We start from the raw sequence: 20,545 nt of genomic DNA on the forward strand, positions 1-20,545 counted from the left end.
CCGGCGGCCGATTTCCGGGGGCAGTTCAGGGTTGGTTCCACTCAGCCGTCACACTTGGGCGGTGGAGATGTCGACATGAGGCGCGCGTGGCCCTGGCTGATCGTGGCCGTGGTGCTCGCCGGAGCGCTGTGGTGGAACGCTCGGGGGTCGTCCTCGATGGAGCGCAAGAGCATCTCGACCGGTGGCGAGCGACGCGAGTACGCCTGGTTCACCCCCGAGTCCGTCGCCGACGACGCGGGTCGGCACCCGGTGGTGATCGCGCTGCACAGCCTGGGTATGGAGGGCGAGGGCATGGCCTACGTCGGTGCCTGGGGCGAACCAGCGCAGGCCGGTGAATTTCTGGTGGCGTTTCCCGACGGGCTCGATGACTCCTGGAATGCCGGCACGTGCTGTGGGGCGAGCATGCGCAACGAGGTGAGCGACGTCGCCTTCATCAACGACCTGATCACCTGGGTACGCAAGCAGCCCAACGTCGACCCGGACCGCATCTCGATCGTCGGGTTTTCCAATGGGGGGATGTTGGCGTTGGCGCTCGCCTGCAACGCGCCGGAAGGGGTGAACGCCGTGGTGACCACCGGTGCGCTGCCCACCGCCGGCTGCACCCCGGAGGTCCCGCCCAATGTGTTGTTGATCACATCCTCCTCTGACACCACGGTGCCGCCGGCGGGAGGCGACGGCGATTTGGTTGCCGGGACGATCTCTGGGCCCTTCCCGTCGCTGGATGACTCGGTCCGGTTGATGTCCGAGGCGCACGCCTGCGACCTGCCGGCGCCGGTGAAGGCCCCGTTCCCCGGCGTACTCACCAGCAGGACGTGCGCCGACGACGCCCGGCTGGATACGGCCTTCTGGCCGGAGCTCGGCCACGACTATGACGGTTCGGTCACCGACCTGATGGTGTGGTGGCTCGACCTGGACGGCTGAGCACAACCTCACGGTGCGGTGACCCGTGCGTGGCCCGTCAACGATGTGACCGATGCCGGTCGGGCAACCGGGTGCTGCTGGGCAGCGCGGCGTTCCTCCGGTGAGCGGCCACCCACCCGGCGCGACGTCGGGCGGCGAGTGCGCCGTGTGCGAACCTCGCGCCCGTCTGCGTCGAGGAAGCCGACCTCGCTCAAGGCCTCGAACAGGCGCCTCGGGTGCGACGAGCGGGCCGCCAGGCCGACCGGCGAGGCGGGATCGGCGAGAAAAGCCAGGTAGGTCCAGAGCGACTCGGCGAGATGGGGTGGCGCCTCCAGCCCGGTTCGATCGCAGTAGACGGGCACCATCTGATGGAGGAACACCGGCAGGTCGGCGCAGCGGAACCGCCGCTCCGGCCGTCGGGCGGCCTTGGCGTCGTCGCGGGACGTGCCCAGGATGATCGTGATGGCGGTGCGGTTGAGCGGACGGCCGTTGGCCAACGCCCACCGGGCCACCGCCACGCGCAGATTGCGGAGATCGGGAGGGAGCAGTGATGAGGTCATGGGCCCATCATCCCGATCGGCTGTGACAATCTCGCGGGTCGCTCAGTAGAAGGGGTTTTCTCCCTGGGCATGGTCGGTGACGTCGATGACGTCGCCGATCTCGGGGATGGCGGCGTTGAGCTGCTTTTGGATTCCCTGGGTGAGCGTCATCTGCGTCATGGAGCAGCCCTGACATCCGCCGCCGAGGGTGATGTACACCTTGTTGTCGTCGTCGACGCCCACCAGGGTGGCGAAGCCGCCGTGGGAGGCGAGGCCCGGGTTGATCACCTGCTCCAACAGCTGTTGCACCTGGGACGCCATGTCACCCGAACGATCGAGCTCGACGCCTGCCAGGGGGTCCGGGCGGTTGGGGTTGCGGATGACCAGGCCGGCCGAACCCGCCGCAGGGGTGTCGAGCACGGCGCCGATCAGGTCGGGCACGGTTGCGGCGGGCACCATGACGGTCAGTCCGTCCTGCACGACCCGAACGTCGTCATCGGCGGCGTCGGCCAGGCTTTCGAAGCTGAGGTCGTAGCTGTACTCCGCACCGTTGGTGCCGACGATCTCCACCCGCAGGCCCAGCTCGTCGGGGTCGGGTTCGGTGGACAGCACGCCGTTGACCACCTCCATGGCGGCTGGAGTGATCGACAGCACCACAACCCCGTTGTCCACCCCGTCACCCGGGTCGGCGGTGGCCACCGACGAAGCGTCGGTGCTCGTGTCGCTGGTCGATGTTACGTCGGTGTCGACGGACACAGGTACCTCCAAGAAAGCGTGGTTGCCGATCAGACAGTACCGGCGAAGGACTCAACACCCCAGCCACGTCCGGTGTTCCACGGGCGTCGGGTGCGGTCGCTCACGGCGTGAGCCCGCGGCTTTCGAGGTCGTCGGCCAGCTCCAGCCAGCGCTCCTCGGCCGTTTCCAGGTCGGCTTCCACTTCGGCCAAGCGGGCGCCGGCCTCGGCGAGCCGCTGGTGATCATCGCCGATCCCGTGCAGTTCGTCGGTCAGCCGCTGCCGCTTGGAGCGGGTGGCGTTCATCGAGCGTTCGAGCTCCCGCATGCGGAACCGAAGCGTGTTGGGGCTGGGTCGCCGATCCTCGGGCGCCGGCTGCGGCGCCCGACCGGGCCCTTTCGTCGTGCCACCCTGGCTGCCACCCGTCTCGTCGGCGGTGGGCTTGTCGGTGCTGCGCTCGTCGGTGACGGCGGAGGTGGCGTGCCCCCGACGACGGCGCAGCCGGCGTTCCTGTTCCCAGGCACCGAAGCCGCCTGGGCGCCGTCCAGCGAAGCCCTGGCCGTCCATCACGATCACGTCGGCCACCGTGCGCTCGAGGAACGCCCGGTCGTGGCTGACGACCACCAACGCCCCGGGCCAGTCGTCGAGGAAGTCCTCCAGGGCCCGAAGTGTGTCCAGATCGAGGTCGTTGGTCGGCTCATCGAGAAACAACACGTTGGGACGCTTGGCCAGCGTCAACACCAGCTGGAGGCGTCGTTGCTCGCCGCCGGACAGCGTGCCAACCGGGGCCCACTGGGCGTCGGTGTCAAACCAGAACGACTCCATCAGCGCCTTGTCGCGCCAGTCGGGTTGCCCGTCGGTGCCACAGATCGCCTCCCAGACCCGGTGGGCGGGGTTGAGCTGGGCACCGGTCTGGTCCAACAAGGCCGTGACCGCTGTGTGGCCCTGGCGGCGGGTGCCGGCGGTGGGCTCGAGCCGCCCGGCCAGGATGCTCATCAGCGTCGTTTTGCCTGCGCCGTTCGGCCCGACGATGCCGAGCCGTTCCCGAGGGTCCAGGCGCAACTCGACGTTCTCGAACAGCCATCCCCCTGCCCCGGCGTCGTTCGCCTCGGCGCCGGTCGGGTCGTCGTCCGAGGCGTCGTCCCCGCTCCTCTTGCCGTAGCGGTGGCCGACGCCTTCCAGTTCGATCACGACGTCGCCGAGGCGGGGGGTGTCACCGTGCAGGGCGAGGCCGCCGCCGCGCTCGCCCTTCGGTGCCGAGGCCTGGGTGATCGCCTCGGCGGTGGCGATGCGCGCCTTGGGCTTGGAGGTGCGCGCCGGGGCGCCGCGTCGCAGCCACTCCAGCTCGCGCTTGGCCAGGTTGCGCCGGACGGTTTCGGCCTCGGCCGCCCGGCTCTCCCGCAGCGCCTTGCCCGCGAGGTAACCGGAGTAACCACCCTCGTGACGATGGGCGTTGCCGCGTTCCAGCTCGACGACCGAGGTGCTGACGGCGTCGAGCACGTGGCGGTCGTGGGTGATCAACATCAGCCCGCCCTGGTAGGCGGCAAGCCGTTCCTCCAGCCAGGCGATCGCGTCGAGGTCGAGATGGTTGGTCGGCTCGTCGAGCAGCAACAGATCGGAGCGCACCGCCAGCGCCCGGGCGAGCGCCGCCCGTTTCAGCTGGCCACCGGAGAGGCTGGCGACCGGCGCGTCCAGCAGGGCCCCCATGCCCAGACGGTCGGCCACAGCGTGAGCCTCCCAGCCGCCACCGATCGCCTCGGCCACCGTTCCCGAGCCCAGGTCGGGGCGCTGGGTGAGCTCGGCGACCACCAGGTCCTTGCTGCGTCGCACGGTGCCGGTCTCGGGTCGGTTCCGGCCCGAGATGATGCCCATCAGCGTCGACTTGCCCGTGCCGTTGATACCGACGATGCCCACGCGGTCGCCCCGGTGAACGGTGAGGTCGACGTCGCTGAGGAGGTCCCGACCCGGGCGCGATGCGCCGACGCCGACGAGGTCGACCAGTACCTGACGGCTCATCGCTGATCAGCGCCGCGTCGAGCGGTGCCGCTGCGCTCGATGATCAGAAGCCGGGCGGGGGTGGAGGGGGCGGCGGCGTGGGGGATGACGAAGGCTGCGGTTGCTGGTCGGAATCGTTCCCGGGGCCCTGCTCCGGCGCGGGCTGGGGTGCCTCGTAACCGGGGGGCGGTGGCGTGCCCGGGCCGGGCGGTGGGGGTGTCGAGGGGCCGCCGGGGGGTGGGGGTGCGGTCGACACACCCGATGCCGTGTGGGTGGCCTGCCCGGGAGGCGGCGGGGGAGCGGCCCCGGTGCCGCCGGAGTGGACGTGCTTGCGCCCGACGTTCAGCGATCGGTTGGGATCGACCTCGGCGAGCTCCTCGAGCACGGCCTGGATCTCGTCAGCGGTCGCCTGTGTGGCGGATCCACGATGCTGGGCCCAGGTGAGCGCTCCGAGATCGCGAAACAGCTGCTCGCCTCGCCGGTCGTTCTCGCCCTCCGGTGAGACCGTCTGGTCCAGGCTGCTCATCGCCTGGTCGGCCATCGCCTTTGCCTTGTCCAAGAACCCCATGGCAGTACTCCCCACTTGTGCTGGTCGATCGTGCGACCGGACCCATCGCTCAGCATAGGACCGGCCGGGCGAAACGTCACCCGTCGGGAACCATCGGCTCGGCGGGCGCCGGCCGCAGCGAGCGGGCTACCGTGCCCATCGTGATGGTCGCCTCACCCAGCCGGGGGTGCGGCACAGAACGATCGATGGGAGAGCACGTGAGTGATCAGGTCAGCGAATCGACGGTCAGCGTCAGCACCGAGGGCGACGTGGTCGTCGTCCGGCTCGACGACGGCAAGGCGAACGCGCTGAGCCACGAGATCATCGATGCTCTGTCGGCCGCCCTCGACCAGGGCGCGTCGGCCAAGGCCGTGGCGATCATCGGCCGCGAGGGCAAGTTCTCGGCCGGGTTCGACCTGTCGGTGATGACCAGCGGACCCCAGCAGGCACGCGATCTGCTCGAGGCGGGTGCCAACCTGGCGATGCAGGCCTACCTCAGCCCGGTGCCGGTCGTGTTCGGCGTGACCGGCCATGCGCTGGCGATGGGTGCGATCCTGTGCTCGGCGGTCGACTACCGGGTCGGCGCCGGGGGCCCGTACAAGCTGGGCCTCAACGAGGTCGGGATCGGCATGCCCGTGCCCCGTTTCGCCGTCGAGCTCGTCCGTGACCGGCTGACCCCGACCTGGTTCACCCGGTCGGCTCAGCACGGCGAGGTGCTCGACCCCACCCAGGCGCTCGCCGCCGGGTACCTCGACGAGGTCGTCCCGCTGGCCGAGGTGCCCGGCCGTGCCATCGAGGTGGCCAGCGGACTGGCCGAGCGGGTCCACCCGGGGCCCTTTCGCTTGACGCGCACCAACATCCGCGGGGCGTTGGCCCAGCGGGTGACCGCAGAACTGCACCAAGACCTCAGCGAGTTCAGCGTCGGCGGATAGCCGCTGCCCGGCAGCTGGGCCTCGCTCCGCTGAGCTCGGCCCAGCCCGGTGCTCGGTGGGCCTTGCTCAGCGCTTGCGGCGCCAGGCGATGACGCCGGCGATCGCCGTGACGACGAGCACCGCTCCGGCGGCGATCAGCAGCCGACGATCGTCCTCGTCCGGCGGTGCGGCGGCGGGCACGAGCGGTTCGCGCCGCTCCGGAGCGCTGGGCAGACCGTCCTCGATGGGGAGGTCATCGATGGCGGGAAGAACGTCCTCGAGGGGGAGGGGGGCCTCCGGCGGGGTGGGATCCTCCGGGTCGTTGGCGGCCGCTTGGTCGATCGGCTCGACGTCAACTGGATCGACAACGACCGCTTCGGTGTCTTCCGTGTTGCGCTTGCCCTCGCGAGACGCCTCCGGCGGCAACGTGGCCGCCTCGAAGTCGGCGAGGCTCACGCCATCGGGCGGGGTGGGCGTTGGGTCGACGTTCGTGACGGCATGCTCGCCGGTGGCGTTCAACATGGCGTCGATCGGCACGGTTGAGTCGCCGGCAGGCTTGGCCGAGCGGGCCCGCTTGCCCTTGGGGTCGTAGCCCGCCATCAGGCCACGCCGGAGATCGCGGTCGCCGTGCTGATGCGGTCCCACATGGCGTCGTACAGCGTGGCCAACTCGGCCGACGCTTCCTCGGCGCCCGGACGGGTTAATGCGTGGATGGGGAGGGACTGGGCGGCGGCTTCGGTCAGCGCCGCCCGCTGATGCACAGCGGGCAAGATGTCGTCCCCGTGGGTGGCGAGCAACTCGTTGTGCCAATACTGGGCATCCCGAGTGCGGCCGAGCCGATTGACCGCAATGCCCAGCAGTTCGGGCAGACCGTTGCGTCGGGCGGCTACCCGCTCCAGGTTGGCGAGGATCTGGTCGACGCCGTCGGAGGCCCAGGCGCCCGGCTCGGTGACGATCATGGTGTGGGTGGCGGCGAACAGGGCGTTGATCGTGAGCAGCCCAAGCGACGGCGGGCAGTCGATCAGGGTGAGGTCGGCTTCGGTGCCCACCAGCGCAGAGGCCAGCCGGTCCTGGGCGCCGACGGGATCGGTGGCCAACTGCATCTCCCGCTGGGCCATCAGCGGTGAGCTCGGTGCCACCCGAGGGATCGATCGGAGCGGCGGTCGCTCCCAGGCCGAATAGACGATCGACTGCGCGATCGAGCCCGGCTGGGGGCTCGCCAGAGCGTCGTCGACGCTTCGGACGACGCCGGATACGCCCAGACCGGAGGTTGCGTTGGCCTGCGGATCCAGGTCGACCACCATCACCCGCGCACCGCGCATTGCGGCGGTTGCGGCCAAACCGAGGGTAATCGTGGTTTTACCCACGCCCCCCTTCTGATTGACGATTGCCACACGAGTCACGAACTCAACGCTAGCCACCCGTGGTCCCGTGTCCGGTGATGGGGCGCGAGGACCGCTTGGAGCGTTACCTGAGACGGTGGGAGAACACCGGTTTGTTGCGGGCGCCCCGGCATCGGTCGAGCCCCGCAGTAACCAGTATCACCATGCCCGAGCTTCCCGAGGTCGAAACGATCCGTGCCGCCCTCGATCCAGAGCTCGCCGGGGCGACGGTGATCGAGGCGTGGGGGCATCCGTCGGCGAAGTTCGCCCAGGCCCCCGCAGCGATCGGGAGGCGGTTCGTCTCGGTGGGTCGGCGGGGCAAGTACCTGCTGGCCGATCTGAGTTCCCCGCCCGCCCCCCACGGTGCCCAACGGCGGACGCCCCACACCGAGCTTGGTCCGCCGGCCGACTCCCAGCTGATCGTTCATCTGGGAATGACCGGGGTGTTGTCGCTGCGCCCTTCTCGTGCGCCGGGGCCGTCGGATACGGCGCCGGAGGGTGACCACGTGCGCGCCTGGTGGGCCCTCGACGATCGGCGCACGCTCGTGTTCAGCGATGTTCGACGCTTCGGCCGCCTGGCGGTCGTCGCCCACGGCGACTACTCGGGGCTGCCAACCCTGGCCGCATTGGGGCCCGAACCGTTTGACCCAATGTTCAGCCCATCGCTGTTGCGGGCAGGCGTCAACGCCACACCGCGGACGATCAAAACCGCCCTGCTCTCGCAGCGCATCGTCGCCGGCCTGGGCAACATCTACGTCGACGAGTCGCTCTGGCGAGCGAGGATCGATCCCCGCCGACGGACCGGGCTGGGTCGGCATCGAGCCGAGGCGCTCCACGGCGCCATCGTCGACGTGCTCGCCGAGGCGGTCGACGAAGGGGGAACGACGCTGCGCGACTACCGGATGCTCGATGGCTCGAGCGGCGAGCATCAACACCGGCTGGAGGTCTATGGGCGTGCCGGGTTGCCGTGCCTGCGTTGCGGCTCGACGTTGCGCAGCGCAGTGGTGGATGCCCGCACCACGGTGTGGTGCGGGAGCTGCCAGCGTTAGTGAGACCGGCCCTCAGTGCCCAGTGGGACGCTCGGCGGAGAACACCTGCCGGACCAGCTCGGGGGAGGCGGCGATGGTGCGGTCGCGGCCCTGCTCCTTGGCCACCAGCAGCCCGGCGTCGGCCAGTCGAACCAGATCGGTGAAGTCGCTGCCCATCGTCGAGTGCACCAGCCCGAAGCTGGCGGTGAACGGGACGATCAGCCCGCCGGCGACGGCCTCGCCCAACGCGGTTCGGAGGCGCTCGATCGCTTCGCCCGCCGCCGCGACCGAGAGTTCCGGATAGATGATGACGAACTCGTCACCGCCAAGGCGCCCGACCACATCGGCGCCGCGCACGTTCTGGGACACGACGGTGGCAAACGTCTGCAGGGCCCGATCGCCCGCCTCGTGTCCGAACCGGTCGTTGATCGACTTGAACCGGTCGAGGTCGGCGAGCACGACGACGAACGGGGTGCGTTGTCTGAGCAACCGGGCGACGTTCGCTTCGATCACCTGCCGATTGGCAAGGCCGGTCAGCCCGTCGGTGCTCGCTTGACGACGGGTGAACTCGAGGGTGCGCAGGGCCCCGACATGGCTGGCGGTCTGGGTCGCCAAGGCTACGAACTGGTTGCTGGTGGGTCCGTCGGGGGGCTGTTGACCGGGCCCGGTCAGATGGATCACCCCCAGCGGGGACGAGTTGAACGTCATCGGGATGCATAACGCCGAGATGGGCCCGCCGGGCCGGTTTTGCAGCATCGGGCAGCCGTTGATCGATTCGGAGCTGTCGAACACGGTGCTCTGTCCGCGCCGCAGCGCCACGCAGTCGGTCGGATCGGTCACCGGACATCCGGGCGAACCGGAACTCGGGCTGGCTGCCACCTCACCGAGGTCGCCCGACGTTGCGTCGAGCAACAGCAGCTCGCCCTGAAGGCCGGGAGCGAACAGTCCCATCGCCTGTTCGACGACCGCAAACGTGGCGGCTTCAGAATCGGCGGTTTCGAGCGTCTCGGAGATCACCCGGTTCTGGGCGTTGCGACGGGCATCGTCGGACAGGGTGGAGAACCGGTTCCCGAGGCGCTGCGCCAAGCGATCGGTCGCCTGCCCCACGCGCCCAAGGTCGTCGTTGCCGCCCAGATCGGAGCGCACCTGGAAATGTCCATGGGCGACCTGATCGAGCGTTCGGGAGACTCGGCGCAGCGGTTTGACGGTCGCTCGCCAGGCCCACACAGCCAGCACGAACGCGACGATTGTGAGCGCAAGGGGGAGGAGCGGAAACAGAAGGACGTCCTCGCCCCGCTGGTCGTCGAGCTCGGCGGTCAGTCGGTTGAGCTCGCGAGACAGGTCCCGGCTGAGGGCCTCGTGCTCGGCGAGGCGCTGCTCGTAGGACTCGCGGTCGAACCCAAGGGCCGCCTGGGCAGCATCGGGAGTGCGCCGGGCAAACTCGATCAGACGGAGGGTCCCGTCCAGATACGATCGGTTCGACGCCAAGAGCACCGCGAGCGGTCTGTCGAAATCGGCGTTCCCGGCAATCCTCTCGGCACGTTCGATGATGGCCGTCAACTCGTCCGACTGCCGGCGGAGCACGCGTTCGGCACGGTCCAACGCAAGTTTGGTGGCGGTGATCACACCCTGGTTGACCGCGACCTGCGCTTGGGAGACCGCCCGGTCGGCGTCGGCCGCGACCCGGTATTGATCCTGTGCCGAGCTGATCCGGCCTGCGACCCGCTCGGTTGCGGTGTTCTCGCCCTGGGCGTAGAGGCTGATCAGCGCAGCCAGGACCACGACGACCAGGGTCGGCGCCCCGATGAGGACGGCCAGGGTCGGTCGGACTCGACGCCCGCCCGCCTCCGACCGTTGGTCCGACTCGGTGACGGGGCGGTCCGGGCCTGGATCGGGGTGGTCGGTCGTCGGCGTGTCCGGATCTCTGCCACCAGCAAAGGGCACACCCAAGGGAGTCGGCGGTGTCGTGTTGTCGTGACGGCCGGAGCGGACGTGGTCGTTGAGGGCTTCCTCGGTTCGGGTCGCGTCCCGAGCGGCCCCGACCCGCGCTGGTCCGGATACCTGTCGATATCGCCCGGCCGGTTGCCAGTCGTTGTTGGGTACAAGGTTCATCATCCGCCAAGGTGATTTCCCGGTCCACCTCCAAGGCCTACTGCCGCTCGCGCCCTGACGGTGGTCACACAACCGCGTACGGTTGTATCCGAACACGAAGGGTACCGACGACCTCTGGTGATGTCCATGGGGCGCCGGACACGTCATCACCATCAGGGGCCGCCAGCCAACAGGTCTGCGGCTGCGGGCGTGTCGGTGTGCAACCTCGGTGAATCGTCCCGGCTCCGGTAGCTTCACGCCGTGGCGATCGCTGTGGTGCTGGTGGTGGTGGGGGTGACCGGCATGATCTCCGCCCGCGTTGCAGCCCTGTGGTGGGCACGCCAGCCGCTCGGCGTGGTTCGTCTCGACGGCCGGGTCGAGGTGCGGGTCGGCGCCCGCCGGGTCGACGCTGAGGGTCGCTGCGGCGACAGCGGCGAACTGGCGATCGCAGCGGGTCGCTTGGAGATGGCTGTGGCGGGCAGGACCATCGTGTCGACACCGGTCGGCAGGGTCGGTGCGGCGGTCCGCTCCGATCCCCGACCGTCGCTACGGCTGAGCGGTGACGGCTGGAGCGTGACGCTCGTCGTCGATCGTGAGCGTCCCGTCCCGGTCGTGGTCGGTCGGATCGGCGCTCTTCGTCAGGCGACGACATCTCAGGTGGTGCTCGACGCCCTGCGCGAGGCGACGGCCGCCGCCGATGCCGAACACGTCGACGGTTCGCCAGATGGGTCCAGCGACGGCAACCTCAGGCCGGGCGACCCAGGGCCGTACGTCGACGACCGCTGAGCCCCAATTCAGCTGGTCTGGCTGGCCTTGGCGCTGCGCCAAGCGTTCACCTCGGCGACAACCCCGGCGGAGTCGAGGCCCAGGTCGGCCAGGATGGCGTCGACCTCCCCGTGGGGCAGGTAGGCGACCGGGACGCCGAGCACCCGCACATCGGGACCCCCGACCGGAGCCAGGTCTCGCAGGGAGTCGGCAATCGCCGATCCGACGCCACCCTCGCGTACGCCGTCCTCGATCGTGACGACCAGGCGGTGCCGAGCGGCGTCGGCCAACATCTCGGCGTCGAGCGGTTTGACCACGCGCGGGTCCCAGACCGTGCAGGCGACCCCTTCGGCCTCGAGGCGGTCGGCGGCCCCTTGCGCAGCGGCGAGCATCCTGCCGACGCCGATCAGGCACACCTCGGCGTCCTCGTCGGCGCGTGCACACCGGGCGGACAGGCCGGAACCGACCTGGTCGGGAGGAACCTGAGGCGCCGCCGACTTGGTCCACCTGATGGCCGCAGGGCCGTCGCACAGGTCGAGCGCGTCGGTCATCATCTGCGGCAGTTCCTGGTAGGACGACGGGGCGAAGACCACCATGTCGGGAACCTTGGTCAACAGCACCATGTCCAGGACGCCATGATGGGAGGCCCCGTCGTTGCCGGTCACCCCGGCGCGGTCGAGGCAGAAAAGCACCGGCTGATGGTGCAGCCCGACGTCGAGGTTCACCTGGTCGATCGCCCGGGTGAGGAAGGTCGAATACACGGCGAACACCGGCCGGAGACCCATCATCGCCATGCCGGCAGCGGAGGTGACCGCATGCTGTTCGGCGATGCCGACGTCGAAGACGCGGTCGGGAAAGCGCTCCATCATCGGCAACAGCCCGGTCGAGTCGGGCATCGCGGCGGTAAGCGCCACCAGTTCGGGCCGGGCTTCGGCCTCGGCGACGATCGCCTCGGAAAAGGCGCCGGTGTAGCTGCCCGGCTTGACCGAGCCCATGTCGTGGAGGTGCTTGACCGAGTCGTTCTCGGCAGGGGCGTATCCCCGTCCCTTCTGGGTGAGCACGTGGACGACGACCGGGCCGTCCATCTCCTTGGCCGCAGCGAGCGCCCGCTCGAGGGCATCGATGTCGTGGCCATCGAGCGGGCCGAGGTAGGCCACGCCGAGGTCCTCGAAGAACGCCGGCGGCTCGAACATGTCGCGGAGGGCGTGGGTGGCCGAGTCCCATCCCCGCCCGAGCACCTCGCCGCCCGGCAGGTCGCGCACCACACGCTCGATCCGGGCGGTGTTGCGCCGGTACATCGGGTGGGCGCGCAGCTTGACCAGGCTGTCGCCCAAGCGGGAGGCGGTCGGGGCGTAGGAGCGGCCGTTGTCGTTGAGGATGGTGATCACCCGGCGGCCGCTGTGGCCCAGGTTGTTCAGCCCCTCGAAGGCCATCCCCCCGGTCATCGCCCCGTCGCCGACGACGGCGACGACGTGCCGCTTGGGGCCGCCGCTCAGCTCGAGCGCGGTCGCCATGCCCTGGGCATAGGACAGCACGGTTGAGGCATGGGAGTTCTCGATCCAGTCGTGTTCGGACTCGGCCCGGCTGGGGTATCCCGACATGCCGCCGGCCTGGCGGAGGGTGCTGAACCCTTCGCGTCGGCCGGTGAGCAGCTTGTGGACGTAGGCCTGGTGGCCGGTGTCCCACAGGATCACGTCGTGGGGAGAATGGAAGCTGCGGTGCAACGCCAACGTGAGTTCGACCACGCCGAGGTTGGAGCCGAGGTGGCCGCCGCTGGGGCTGGCATTGACCGCGTCGACCACGAACGCGCGGATCTCCTCCGCCAGCTGGGCGAGTTGGGCCGGGTCCATCCGTCGGATGTCCTGGGGACTGGAAATTTGCTCCAGCAGCACGCTGGTCACCTCCACAAATGAGAGCACTTCGATGCCGGGCCGCTCCCTGTACAAAAAACGAGCCTACTCAGGCAGCGGTGTCTCGGGGTCGGCACGGCCGGGCTTGGTTGGACGGTATCCGGCGGCGAAGGCGGGAGCGCCGAGCGCCGACACGGCCACCGTCGCCAGGTAGTGCACCAGGCCAAGGGCGATCGCCTGAGCGTCCGGGGTTCCAAGCGCTCCCAGCAGGATCACCAATGCCCCCTCTCGAACGCCGAGGCCGCCAAGCCCGATCGGAAGGTTCTGGGCGATCGCCACCGGCGGAAACAGCGCAAGCACGGCCAGAAGTGTCAGGCCCTCGATGCCGACGATCTGCCCCTCGGCCCAGACCGCAGCGCAAAGCACCAACTGGAACGCCGCCCCTGCGGCCATCACGGTGGCGGCGCGTGACGGGTAGGTGCGGGCGGCGCGAACACCCCGGTACACCCCGAAGAGGAGCCCCCGCCAACCGCTGGGGTTCTCGTCGGCGACCACCCGCGCCGTGGCGACGCGCCCAACCGAGGAATGGCCGGCTGCGATCAGCAAGGACGCCAGGGCGATCAGGGTTCCGACGTCGATGGCGAGCGCCAGGGCGGTCGAGGTGCCCGCCGACAGCAACGACGGGTGGACGGCCAGGGCCACCAGGCTGATCACGGGCAACACCACCCAGCCGGTCAGCCGCTCCAGGGCGATCGAGGCGAAGGCGGTGCCGACGCTGTCCAACTCCGGGGCGGAGCGGGCGATGCGGACGACGTCGCCCCCGAAGGCGGTCGGCAGGACGTTGGAGACGAACTGCCCGGCCCAGGTCATCGACAGCAGGTGTCGCATCGCCAGCCGCTGGTCGAACAGGGCAAGAACCCGTTGCCAGCGAACCGCCTGAAGTGACAATGCGGTGCCCTGCAACCCGAGCGCCAGTGCAATCCACGCCGGGGTGGCGGCGGTCCAGGTGGGGACGAGATCGCTGAGCGACACGTCGGGCAGCTGCCAGACGAGGAGGCCCAACATGGCGGCGCTGAGCAGCACCCGCAGCCAGGTGCTCGCCAGGGCGCGCCGCATGGGGCTGAGCGGTTCGACACCGGGGCCGGCGTGGCCGGGGCGTCCGCCAGGGGCGTGTGGGTCCTCGGTGGTGATCCGACCGAGGGTACTGCCGACCGTCGGCGGGGCTGCGGAGCGATCGACCAGTGGCTGTGAGCTACCAGTGACGCAGGTCGATCTCCCACTCATCGACCACGTCGTCGCCATCGACCAGGTGGTATCGCTCGTGGCGGGCGACGGTCGGGTCGACGTGAGCGGGCCAGAGCCGCACCCGGTCGCCCACCTTCCATGCTGGGGCGTTGGAGGACAGGGCGTCGGTGGGCAACAGCGTGATGTGTTCGTCGGAACAGAAGAACACCTCGCCGTCGTCCCAGGAGGGGTTGCCGTGGTCCATGCCAAAGGCCTTGAGCCCGGCGTCGGCGATGATCCATCCCTTTGCGCTCACCGAGATGACGGTGGCGAGCACCGACAGCGCCTTGGCGAAGGGCAGGTCGAGGGTGTCGTAGTCGGTGTCGAGCAGCGCGTAGGACCCGGCCTGAATTTCGGTGCAGGACGTGTTGACGTCGAAGGTGCCGGTACCTCCGCCCGACACGACGTCGCCACCCACCTCGTCGGCCGCGTGGGTGAGCAGTGCCATCGCCTCAGCGGTTCGCTGTGCCCGCTCGGCGCGATCCGTCACCATCATCAGGTGGCCCTCGTACCCCATCACCCCTCGCACCTCGAGCCCGGACGACCGGGCCAGTTCGGCGAGGGCCGGGGCCTCGGCCGGTTCGCAGCCGCAGCGGGGTAGCCCAACGTTGACGTCGATCAGCACCGAGCGGACCCCGCCGGACGCGGCCGCCTCGATCGTCGCCCTCGAATCGACCGCCACGGTGATGTTGGCCCGTTCGGACAGCGCGCCCAGGCGGGCGGTGTCGAGGGTCTCGTTGGCCAGCAACAGATCGTCGACCAGCCCGGCGGCGACCAGGCCCTCGATCTCGCGCGGTGTCGCCGCGCAAAAAGACCGATGGCCGCCCTCGGCGAGATGACGGGCCAGGGTGGTGCTCTTGGTCGCCTTGACGTGCGGCCGCAACCGGGGCCCGGGCAGTACAGCGTCCATTGCGGCCAGGTTGGCCTCGAAGGTGGGCGTGTCGATCAGCAGGGCGGGGGTGCGGAGCTGGGCGACGGTGCGGACCATGGTGCCTAGTCCAGCTTGGCCAGGAACTCGTCGCGACCGATGGCCACCCGGGTGACCTTGCCGGCCGCCACCAAACGGCCCTCCTCCCGCACCGACACGGTGAACGTCAGCCGGCGGCCCTCGACTTTTTCGAGGATCGACTCGGTCGTGATCGTGGCGCCGACGGCGGAGGGTGCGATGTGTTCGAACTGCACCCGCATGCCGACGGTCGTCCGGTCGGCTTCGAGGGCATCCCCCAGCGCCGCGATCGACGCCGACTCGCACCAGGCGAGCAGCCGGGGGGTTGCGAGCGCAGGCACGTCGCCCGACCCCAGGGCCTGGGCGGTGTCGGTCTCGGCGACCGTGGTTTCGATCTCGGCGCGGAGTCCCGGTGTGATGGACATGGCTGCTCCCTGACGGGGTGACACCCGTCGAACGACGGTCTCGGCAGGCTAGTGCCCTGGCCGCGAGGGCCTGCGAGGGCGTCGGGGTCGAGCCGGGTCCGGGCGGTAGGTTGGCCGGCCGACCATATGTCCCCGATCGAGAGCAGCGCACGTGATCGACCAATCCGTCATGTCCGACGTCCTGGCAGCCGGCCTGAGCGGCGGCGCCGAATTCGCCGAGGTGTTCGTCGAGGATCGCCGGTCCACCTCGGCGGTGCTCGACGATGGTCGGGTGGAGGACGTGGCCACCGGGCGCGATCGCGGTGCCGGTATCCGCGTGGTCGTCGGGGAGTCGACCGGCTTCGCCCATACGACCGACCTCAGCCCCGAGGGGCTGTCCGCAGCCGCCCGAACCGCCGCAGCAGCCGCTCGCGACGGCAAGGGCGGTACGACGATGGTGGAGCTCACGACGGTCAACGCCCCGAGCCCTTCGGTGGTTCGGCTCTTTCCCGGCGACGTGGCCACCAGCGCCAAGGTCGAACTGCTCGGACGCGCCGACGATGCGGCCCGCTCAGCCGGGTCGTCGATCAGCCAGGTGTCGGCCCGTTACGGCGACTCCCGCAGGCGCATCCAGGTGGCCAACTCCGACGGCGTGCTCGCATCGGACGATCAGGTGCGCACGCTGTTCTCGGTATCGGCGGTGGCCAGCGGGGACACCGGCCTGCAGACCGGCCGCGAGAGCATCGGCCACACGGTGGGCTTCGAGCTCTTCGATGACCACAGCGTCGAAGAGCTGGCCGGCCGGGCCGCCCAGCGCGCCATCACCAAGCTGGCCGCCCGCCCGGCGCCGTCGGGCAACCGCACGGTCGTGATCGGCCCGGGCGGGGGCGGGGTGATGTTTCATGAGGCGTGCGGGCACGGCCTCGAGGCCGACCTGGTCAACAAGGCGGCCTCGGTGTTTGCCGGACGTGTCGGCGAGCAGGTGGCCTCGCCGCTGGTCACGTTGGTGGACGACGGCACGATGGGTGGGGAGTGGGGCGCCTATGCGATCGACGATGAGGGCCGGCCTGCCCAGCGCAACGTGCTGATCTCCGACGGCGTGCTCACCGACTTCATGTGGGATCTGCTGCGGGCCCGCAAGGAGGGTCGCACGAGCTCGGGCAACGGGCGCCGCCAGAGCTACCAGCACCTGCCGATGGTGCGCATGACCAACACCTACCTGGTCGGTGGCGAGTCCGATCCGGACGACATCGTGGCCGACACCCCGACCGGCGTGTACATCGCCCACCTGGGTGGGGGACAGGTGAACACGGCCACCGGCGACTTCGTCTTCGGTATGACCGAGGCCTACCTGATCGAGGACGGCAAGATCACCGAGCCCCTGCGGGACGGCAACCTGATCGGCAACGGCCCGGCGGCCCTGGCTTCGATCGACGCGGTGGGCAACGACTTCGCCATGGGTTCCCCGGGTACCTGCGGCAAGGACGGCCAGGGCGTGCCGGTGGGCGATGGGGTTCCTACCCTGCGGGTGGGTGGGCTGACGGTCGGCGGCACCGCAGCGTGAGCGCCCGCACCGGTTCCGCCGCAACCGGTCGGTCGCCGGGTGCCGCCGGCCTCGTCGATCCCGAGGAGTTGTTGGGTCGGGCGGAGGACCTGGTGTCCACCGCCCGTCCGGGGGAGCAGATCGACGTCAGCTTGGGCGCCTCGGTCGATACCGAGATTCGGGCTTACGGCGGCGCGATCGAGTCGCTGTCCTCGGCCCGTTCCGAGGGTGCACTCGTCCGGGTGATCGTCGACGGGCGCTCTGGGGTGGCCACCGCCACCCTGACCGACCCGGCGGCGCTGGCCGAACTGCTCGTCGAGGCCCGCACCAACGCCGCCGACGCCGGTGTCGACCCGACCGCAGCGGTGGCATCGCCCGACGGCGTGCAGCCTCCCGACATCGAGCTGTACGACGCCCGCATCGAGGCGCTGTCGGTCGACGATAAGGCCGATTTGGCCTTGGCGCTCGAGGCCGCCGTGCTCGGGGGCGACGCCCGCATGTGCGGGGTCGAGGGCGCCGACTACGGCGACTCGGTGATCGTGTCGGCGGTCGCCAACTCTGCCGGCGTGCGGGCCGCCCAGCGCGAAAGCGGCGCCGGCCTGTCCGTCTACGCCATGGCGTCCGATGGGTCCGAGACCCAAACCGGTTTCGGCTTCGCCGTGGGCCGCAGCGCCGAGGAACTCTCCGTCGAGCGTACCGCCGCCGACGCGGTCGAGCGGGCCGTGCGCCTACTCGGCGCCACCCGGCCGCCCAGCGGTCGCGTCGATGCCGTGCTCGACCCCTGGGTGACCGCGCAGTTTCTCGGGGTGATCGCCGAGATGCTCTCCGGCGAGGAGGTGCGCAAGGGACGCTCGCCCTTCGCCGACCGGTTGGGCGAGTCGGTGGCCTCGCCGCTGCTGTCGCTGCTCGACGATCCCACCGACCCGCTCGGTCCCGGTGCATCGCGCACCGACGACGAGGGCCTGGCCTGTCGCCAGGTCGGGCTGATCGACGGTGGCCGGTTGACCAGCTATCTGCACAACTCGGTGACCGGCGCAGCGCTCGGCACAGCCTCGACCGGCTCGGCGATCCGGGTTGGATCCTCGCTGAACGTCGGGCCTCGGGCGGTCCGCCTCATGCCCGGCTCCACCACCCGTCAGGGCGTCCTGGCCTCGGTGGGCGACGGGATCCTCGTCACCGAGGTGTCCGGGCTGCACTCGGGCGTCAACCCGACGTCGGGCGACTTCAGCTGCGGGGTCGAGGGGCTGCGCGTGCGCGACGGCGAGGTGGCCGAACCGATCCGGGAGGCGATCGTCGCCTCGACCCTCCAGCGCATGCTGGCCGACGTGATCGCAGTCGGTGACGATGAATCGTGGTTCCCAATCGACGCTGCCGGCGTCAGCCTGTCGATCCAGGGCCTCAGCCTGGCGGGTTCATGAGCGACGCAACGACAACGGACCGATCGGGTGACGCTCGGGGCGACCGGGGAGAGGCAGCGCTGGCGACCGAGGCCGAGCTGCGGGCCCTGTGCGGACGGGTGCGCGATCAGGCCAAGGCCGGCGAGTACGTCGAGGTGGCTGCGGCCCGCAACGAGGGAACGGCGGTCAAGGTGCACGGCGGCCAGGTGGAGTCGCTGACCGCGTCGGTGACCGCCTCCCTGGGCATCCGGGTGGTGGTCGACGGCCGGGTCGGTTTCGCCCATGCTGGGTCGCTCGCCGACGACGTCATCGCCGACACCTTGGGCCAGGCACGTGAGAACGTCGCCTTCGCCGAGGTCGACCCGCACCTGGCGCTCGCCCGGCCCGACGGCGTGGAGGTGGTGGCCCAGCCGGCGCTGCGAAACAACCTGGTCGCGGCAATTCCCGTCGAGGACAAGGTGGCCCGGGCGTTGGAGCTCGAGCGTCGCACGATCGAGCTCGACCCCAGGGTGAGCGGCGTCCGGGTGGCGAGCTACTCCGACGGGTGGGGCTCGAGCGCGCTGGTGTCCACCGAGGGTATTGACGTCGCCTCGTCCGGATCGCACTGCTCGGCGGCCACCCAGCCGCTGGCGGTGGCCGACGGCGAGACCCAGATCGGCGTCGGCTGGGACGCCACACGCGATCCGGCGCTGCTCGACCTGGCCGAGATCGCCGCCGATGGGGTCGAGCGGGCGACGCGCCTGCTCGGTGCATCGCAGCCGCCGAGCGCCCGCATGCCGATCGTGTTGGAACCACGGCTGACAGCGACGCTGTGGGGCATCGTGGCGGGGATGTTGTCGGGTGAAGCGGTCGTCAAGGGCCGGTCGCCGTTCGCCGACCGCCTCGGCGAGGAGGTGGCGGCCTCGTCCCTCACCCTCGTCGATGACCCGACCGACCCGGACAGCCTGGGCGCCGAGGAGTATGACGGGGAGGGCCTGGCCTGCCGCCGCAACGTGCTGATCTCCGACGGCATGCTGTCGAGCTTCCTGCTCAACTGCACGACCGCCAACCGCCTCGGGGTGTCCTCCAACGCCTGCGCGGTGCGGGGCAGCCGCTCGCTGCCCGGCGCCGGCGCGATCGCTCTGGCCATGGCGCCCGGCGTCGGGACTGCCGAGCAGTTGCGGGCCTCGGTGGGCGATGGGCTGTTGGTCAACTCCTTCACCGGGTTGCACTCGGGGGTCAACCCCATCTCGGGTGACTTCTCGGTTGGTGCCGATGGGTTGATGATCCGCAACGGTCAGGTGGCGGAGCCGGCGAGGGAGATCACGCTGGCATCGACGATCCAGCGACTGCTCAGCGGGGTGATCGCCGTCGGTGGTCAGCTCGAACGGCTGCCGTCGGGTTCCTCGATGCCCTGGATCGTGATCGACGACGTGTCGCTCGGCGGGCGCTAGCGGGGCACCCTGGCAGGGTCGTCAAAGGCCGGCCCGTCGGAGGTTGCGCGGTCGTCAACCGAACCGTTGGGGCTCGGGCTGTCGAGCACCAGCGCCACCGAGCCGGAGAGCGCAATCTGCGCAACCTCGTCGGCGTCCCTGGGTGACACCGCCACCCAGGCGGTCCATCCGGGTGATCGGTCGGCCGGACCAGCGGCATCGGTTGGAGCGGTGGGTGGACCGACGACCACACCGCTGGGGGCCGACGTCGATGGAAACGACCCTCCTCCGCCGTCGAAAGCCCCGGCCTCAAGCGACTGACCTGCGACGACACGGACGCGATCGCCCGGGTCGAGCCGAGGGGCCAGCGTGCCGTCCGGGAACGCCACCACCGAGCCCCGTGCCGCCCCAGCGGCGCCATCGCCGACGAGGATGCCGGCCCGGATGGGCTCGTCCTCGGCGACGTTGCGATCAATGACCGGGGGCACACCGGCCGGCACCAGATCGTTCCAGGCAGCCTCGGTCAGGGCGTCCGACGCCAGGGTTGCGGTCGGAAGGCGGCGGAATCGAACCTCTGTCGCCCCCAGTTGGGAGCCGGCGCGCAGGTCGTGGCGGGCGACGACGACCGAGCTCAGGGTTCCCCAGCGTCGCTCGGCGCTGGCGGCCCTGGCCTCGGATCGGAGCAACAGGCCTGCGCTGAACAGGGCCAACACCAGCGCCCCGAGCATCTGGGGAGCCCGTTGTCGCCGGAGCAGGTGGGCCAGGTCACCCAGCGGGTGATCGGGCAGGGAGGTCGGGATGAAACGGAACCAACTCAC

Annotated in this window: 19 protein-coding genes; 7 read left to right on the plus strand and 12 right to left on the minus strand. The window is 70.3% G+C overall.

From position 1 onward, the window contains the following. The first annotated feature begins 75 nt into the window (after window positions 1-75). Window positions 76-921 carry an alpha/beta fold hydrolase gene (locus IPN02_13370; GenBank protein MBK9297793.1) on the plus strand — a complete coding sequence of 282 codons (846 nt, stop codon included), beginning with the start codon at window positions 76-78 and terminating at the stop codon, window positions 919-921. A gap of 8 nt (window positions 922-929) precedes the next feature. On the opposite strand, the gene IPN02_13375 is transcribed toward IPN02_13370, so the two are convergent. The 4 genes from IPN02_13375 to IPN02_13390 all read right to left on the minus strand — a co-directional run bounded on the left by IPN02_13375 (window position 930) and on the right by IPN02_13390 (window position 4,735). Then, window positions 930-1,460 (minus strand): hypothetical protein, encoded by a 531-nt coding sequence (locus IPN02_13375; protein MBK9297794.1) that lies wholly within the window; start codon window positions 1,458-1,460, stop codon window positions 930-932. Window positions 1,461-1,502: 42 nt separating this feature from the next. Beyond that, the gene (locus IPN02_13380; GenBank protein ID MBK9297795.1) at window positions 1,503-2,195 is read right to left on the minus strand and encodes a NifU family protein; all 693 of its coding nucleotides are present in this window, start codon (window positions 2,193-2,195) and stop codon (window positions 1,503-1,505) included. A 100-nt stretch (window positions 2,196-2,295) separates the two neighbouring features. Then, complete coding sequence (locus IPN02_13385) at window positions 2,296-4,188, minus strand: ABC-F family ATP-binding cassette domain-containing protein (protein ID MBK9297796.1); 1,893 nt, start codon at window positions 4,186-4,188, stop codon at window positions 2,296-2,298. A 43-nt stretch (window positions 4,189-4,231) separates the two neighbouring features. Beyond that, window positions 4,232-4,735, minus strand: a complete 504-nt coding sequence (locus IPN02_13390; GenBank protein ID MBK9297797.1) for a hypothetical protein — start codon at window positions 4,733-4,735, stop codon at window positions 4,232-4,234. A 197-nt stretch (window positions 4,736-4,932) separates the two neighbouring features. Here IPN02_13390 and IPN02_13395 point away from each other — a divergent pair, with 197 nt between their 5' ends. Further along, entirely contained in the window at window positions 4,933-5,646 is a 714-nt protein-coding gene (locus tag IPN02_13395; GenBank protein ID MBK9297798.1) for a crotonase/enoyl-CoA hydratase family protein, read from the plus strand. Between the two features lie 66 nt (window positions 5,647-5,712). Here IPN02_13395 and IPN02_13400 read toward each other — a convergent pair whose 3' ends face one another. Beyond that, window positions 5,713-6,225: a hypothetical protein gene (locus IPN02_13400; GenBank protein MBK9297799.1), complete on the minus strand. Its 513-nt coding sequence runs from the start codon at window positions 6,223-6,225 to the stop codon at window positions 5,713-5,715. Beyond that, window positions 6,225-7,028: a ParA family protein gene (locus IPN02_13405; GenBank protein ID MBK9297800.1), complete on the minus strand. Its 804-nt coding sequence runs from the start codon at window positions 7,026-7,028 to the stop codon at window positions 6,225-6,227. Before IPN02_13405 ends, IPN02_13400 begins: the two co-directional genes overlap by 1 nt. 143 nt (window positions 7,029-7,171) lie before the next feature. Here IPN02_13405 and mutM point away from each other — a divergent pair, with 143 nt between their 5' ends. Continuing rightward, entirely contained in the window at window positions 7,172-8,056 is an 885-nt protein-coding gene (mutM, locus tag IPN02_13410; GenBank protein MBK9297801.1) for a bifunctional DNA-formamidopyrimidine glycosylase/DNA-(apurinic or apyrimidinic site) lyase, read from the plus strand. Between the two features lie 12 nt (window positions 8,057-8,068). On the opposite strand, the gene IPN02_13415 is transcribed toward mutM, so the two are convergent. Further along, window positions 8,069-10,150, minus strand: a complete 2,082-nt coding sequence (locus IPN02_13415; GenBank protein ID MBK9297802.1) for a diguanylate cyclase — start codon at window positions 10,148-10,150, stop codon at window positions 8,069-8,071. A gap of 237 nt (window positions 10,151-10,387) precedes the next feature. On the opposite strand from IPN02_13415, the gene IPN02_13420 reads away from it, so the two are divergent. Continuing rightward, complete coding sequence (locus IPN02_13420) at window positions 10,388-10,912, plus strand: hypothetical protein (protein ID MBK9297803.1); 525 nt, start codon at window positions 10,388-10,390, stop codon at window positions 10,910-10,912. 8 nt (window positions 10,913-10,920) lie between these two features. Here IPN02_13420 and IPN02_13425 read toward each other — a convergent pair whose 3' ends face one another. The 4 genes from IPN02_13425 to IPN02_13440 form a co-directional block, all read right to left on the minus strand. Further along, window positions 10,921-12,798 (minus strand): 1-deoxy-D-xylulose-5-phosphate synthase, encoded by a 1,878-nt coding sequence (locus IPN02_13425; GenBank protein MBK9297804.1) that lies wholly within the window; start codon window positions 12,796-12,798, stop codon window positions 10,921-10,923. 48 nt (window positions 12,799-12,846) lie between these two features. Beyond that, on the minus strand, window positions 12,847-13,857 hold the full coding sequence (locus IPN02_13430; GenBank protein ID MBK9297805.1) for a flippase-like domain-containing protein: 1,011 nt from the start codon (window positions 13,855-13,857) through the stop codon (window positions 12,847-12,849). 136 nt (window positions 13,858-13,993) lie between these two features. Then, on the minus strand, window positions 13,994-15,013 hold the full coding sequence (locus tag IPN02_13435) for an alanine racemase (protein MBK9297806.1): 1,020 nt from the start codon (window positions 15,011-15,013) through the stop codon (window positions 13,994-13,996). A gap of 5 nt (window positions 15,014-15,018) precedes the next feature. Further along, complete coding sequence (locus IPN02_13440; GenBank protein MBK9297807.1) at window positions 15,019-15,396, minus strand: thioesterase; 378 nt, start codon at window positions 15,394-15,396, stop codon at window positions 15,019-15,021. 151 nt (window positions 15,397-15,547) lie between these two features. Here IPN02_13440 and IPN02_13445 point away from each other — a divergent pair, with 151 nt between their 5' ends. From IPN02_13445 to IPN02_13455, 3 genes are read left to right on the plus strand one after another with little or no spacing between them, the layout of a single operon-like run. Further along, window positions 15,548-16,939, plus strand: coding sequence for a TldD/PmbA family protein (locus IPN02_13445; protein ID MBK9297808.1), 1,392 nt, complete (start codon window positions 15,548-15,550; stop codon window positions 16,937-16,939). Beyond that, window positions 16,936-18,336, plus strand: a complete 1,401-nt coding sequence (locus tag IPN02_13450) for a TldD/PmbA family protein (GenBank protein ID MBK9297809.1) — start codon at window positions 16,936-16,938, stop codon at window positions 18,334-18,336. Before IPN02_13445 ends, IPN02_13450 begins: the two co-directional genes overlap by 4 nt. Further along, entirely contained in the window at window positions 18,333-19,748 is a 1,416-nt protein-coding gene (locus tag IPN02_13455; protein MBK9297810.1) for a TldD/PmbA family protein, read from the plus strand. The genes IPN02_13450 and IPN02_13455 overlap by 4 nt, the downstream gene beginning before the upstream one ends. Here IPN02_13455 and IPN02_13460 read toward each other — a convergent pair. After that, on the minus strand, window positions 19,745-20,545 hold the full coding sequence (locus tag IPN02_13460; GenBank protein ID MBK9297811.1) for a hypothetical protein: 801 nt from the start codon (window positions 20,543-20,545) through the stop codon (window positions 19,745-19,747). The genes IPN02_13455 and IPN02_13460 overlap by 4 nt on opposite strands.

The organism is Candidatus Microthrix subdominans, assembly GCA_016719385.1.
In the GTDB taxonomy this organism is placed as follows: Bacteria; Actinomycetota; Acidimicrobiia; order Acidimicrobiales; family Microtrichaceae; genus Microthrix; species Microthrix subdominans.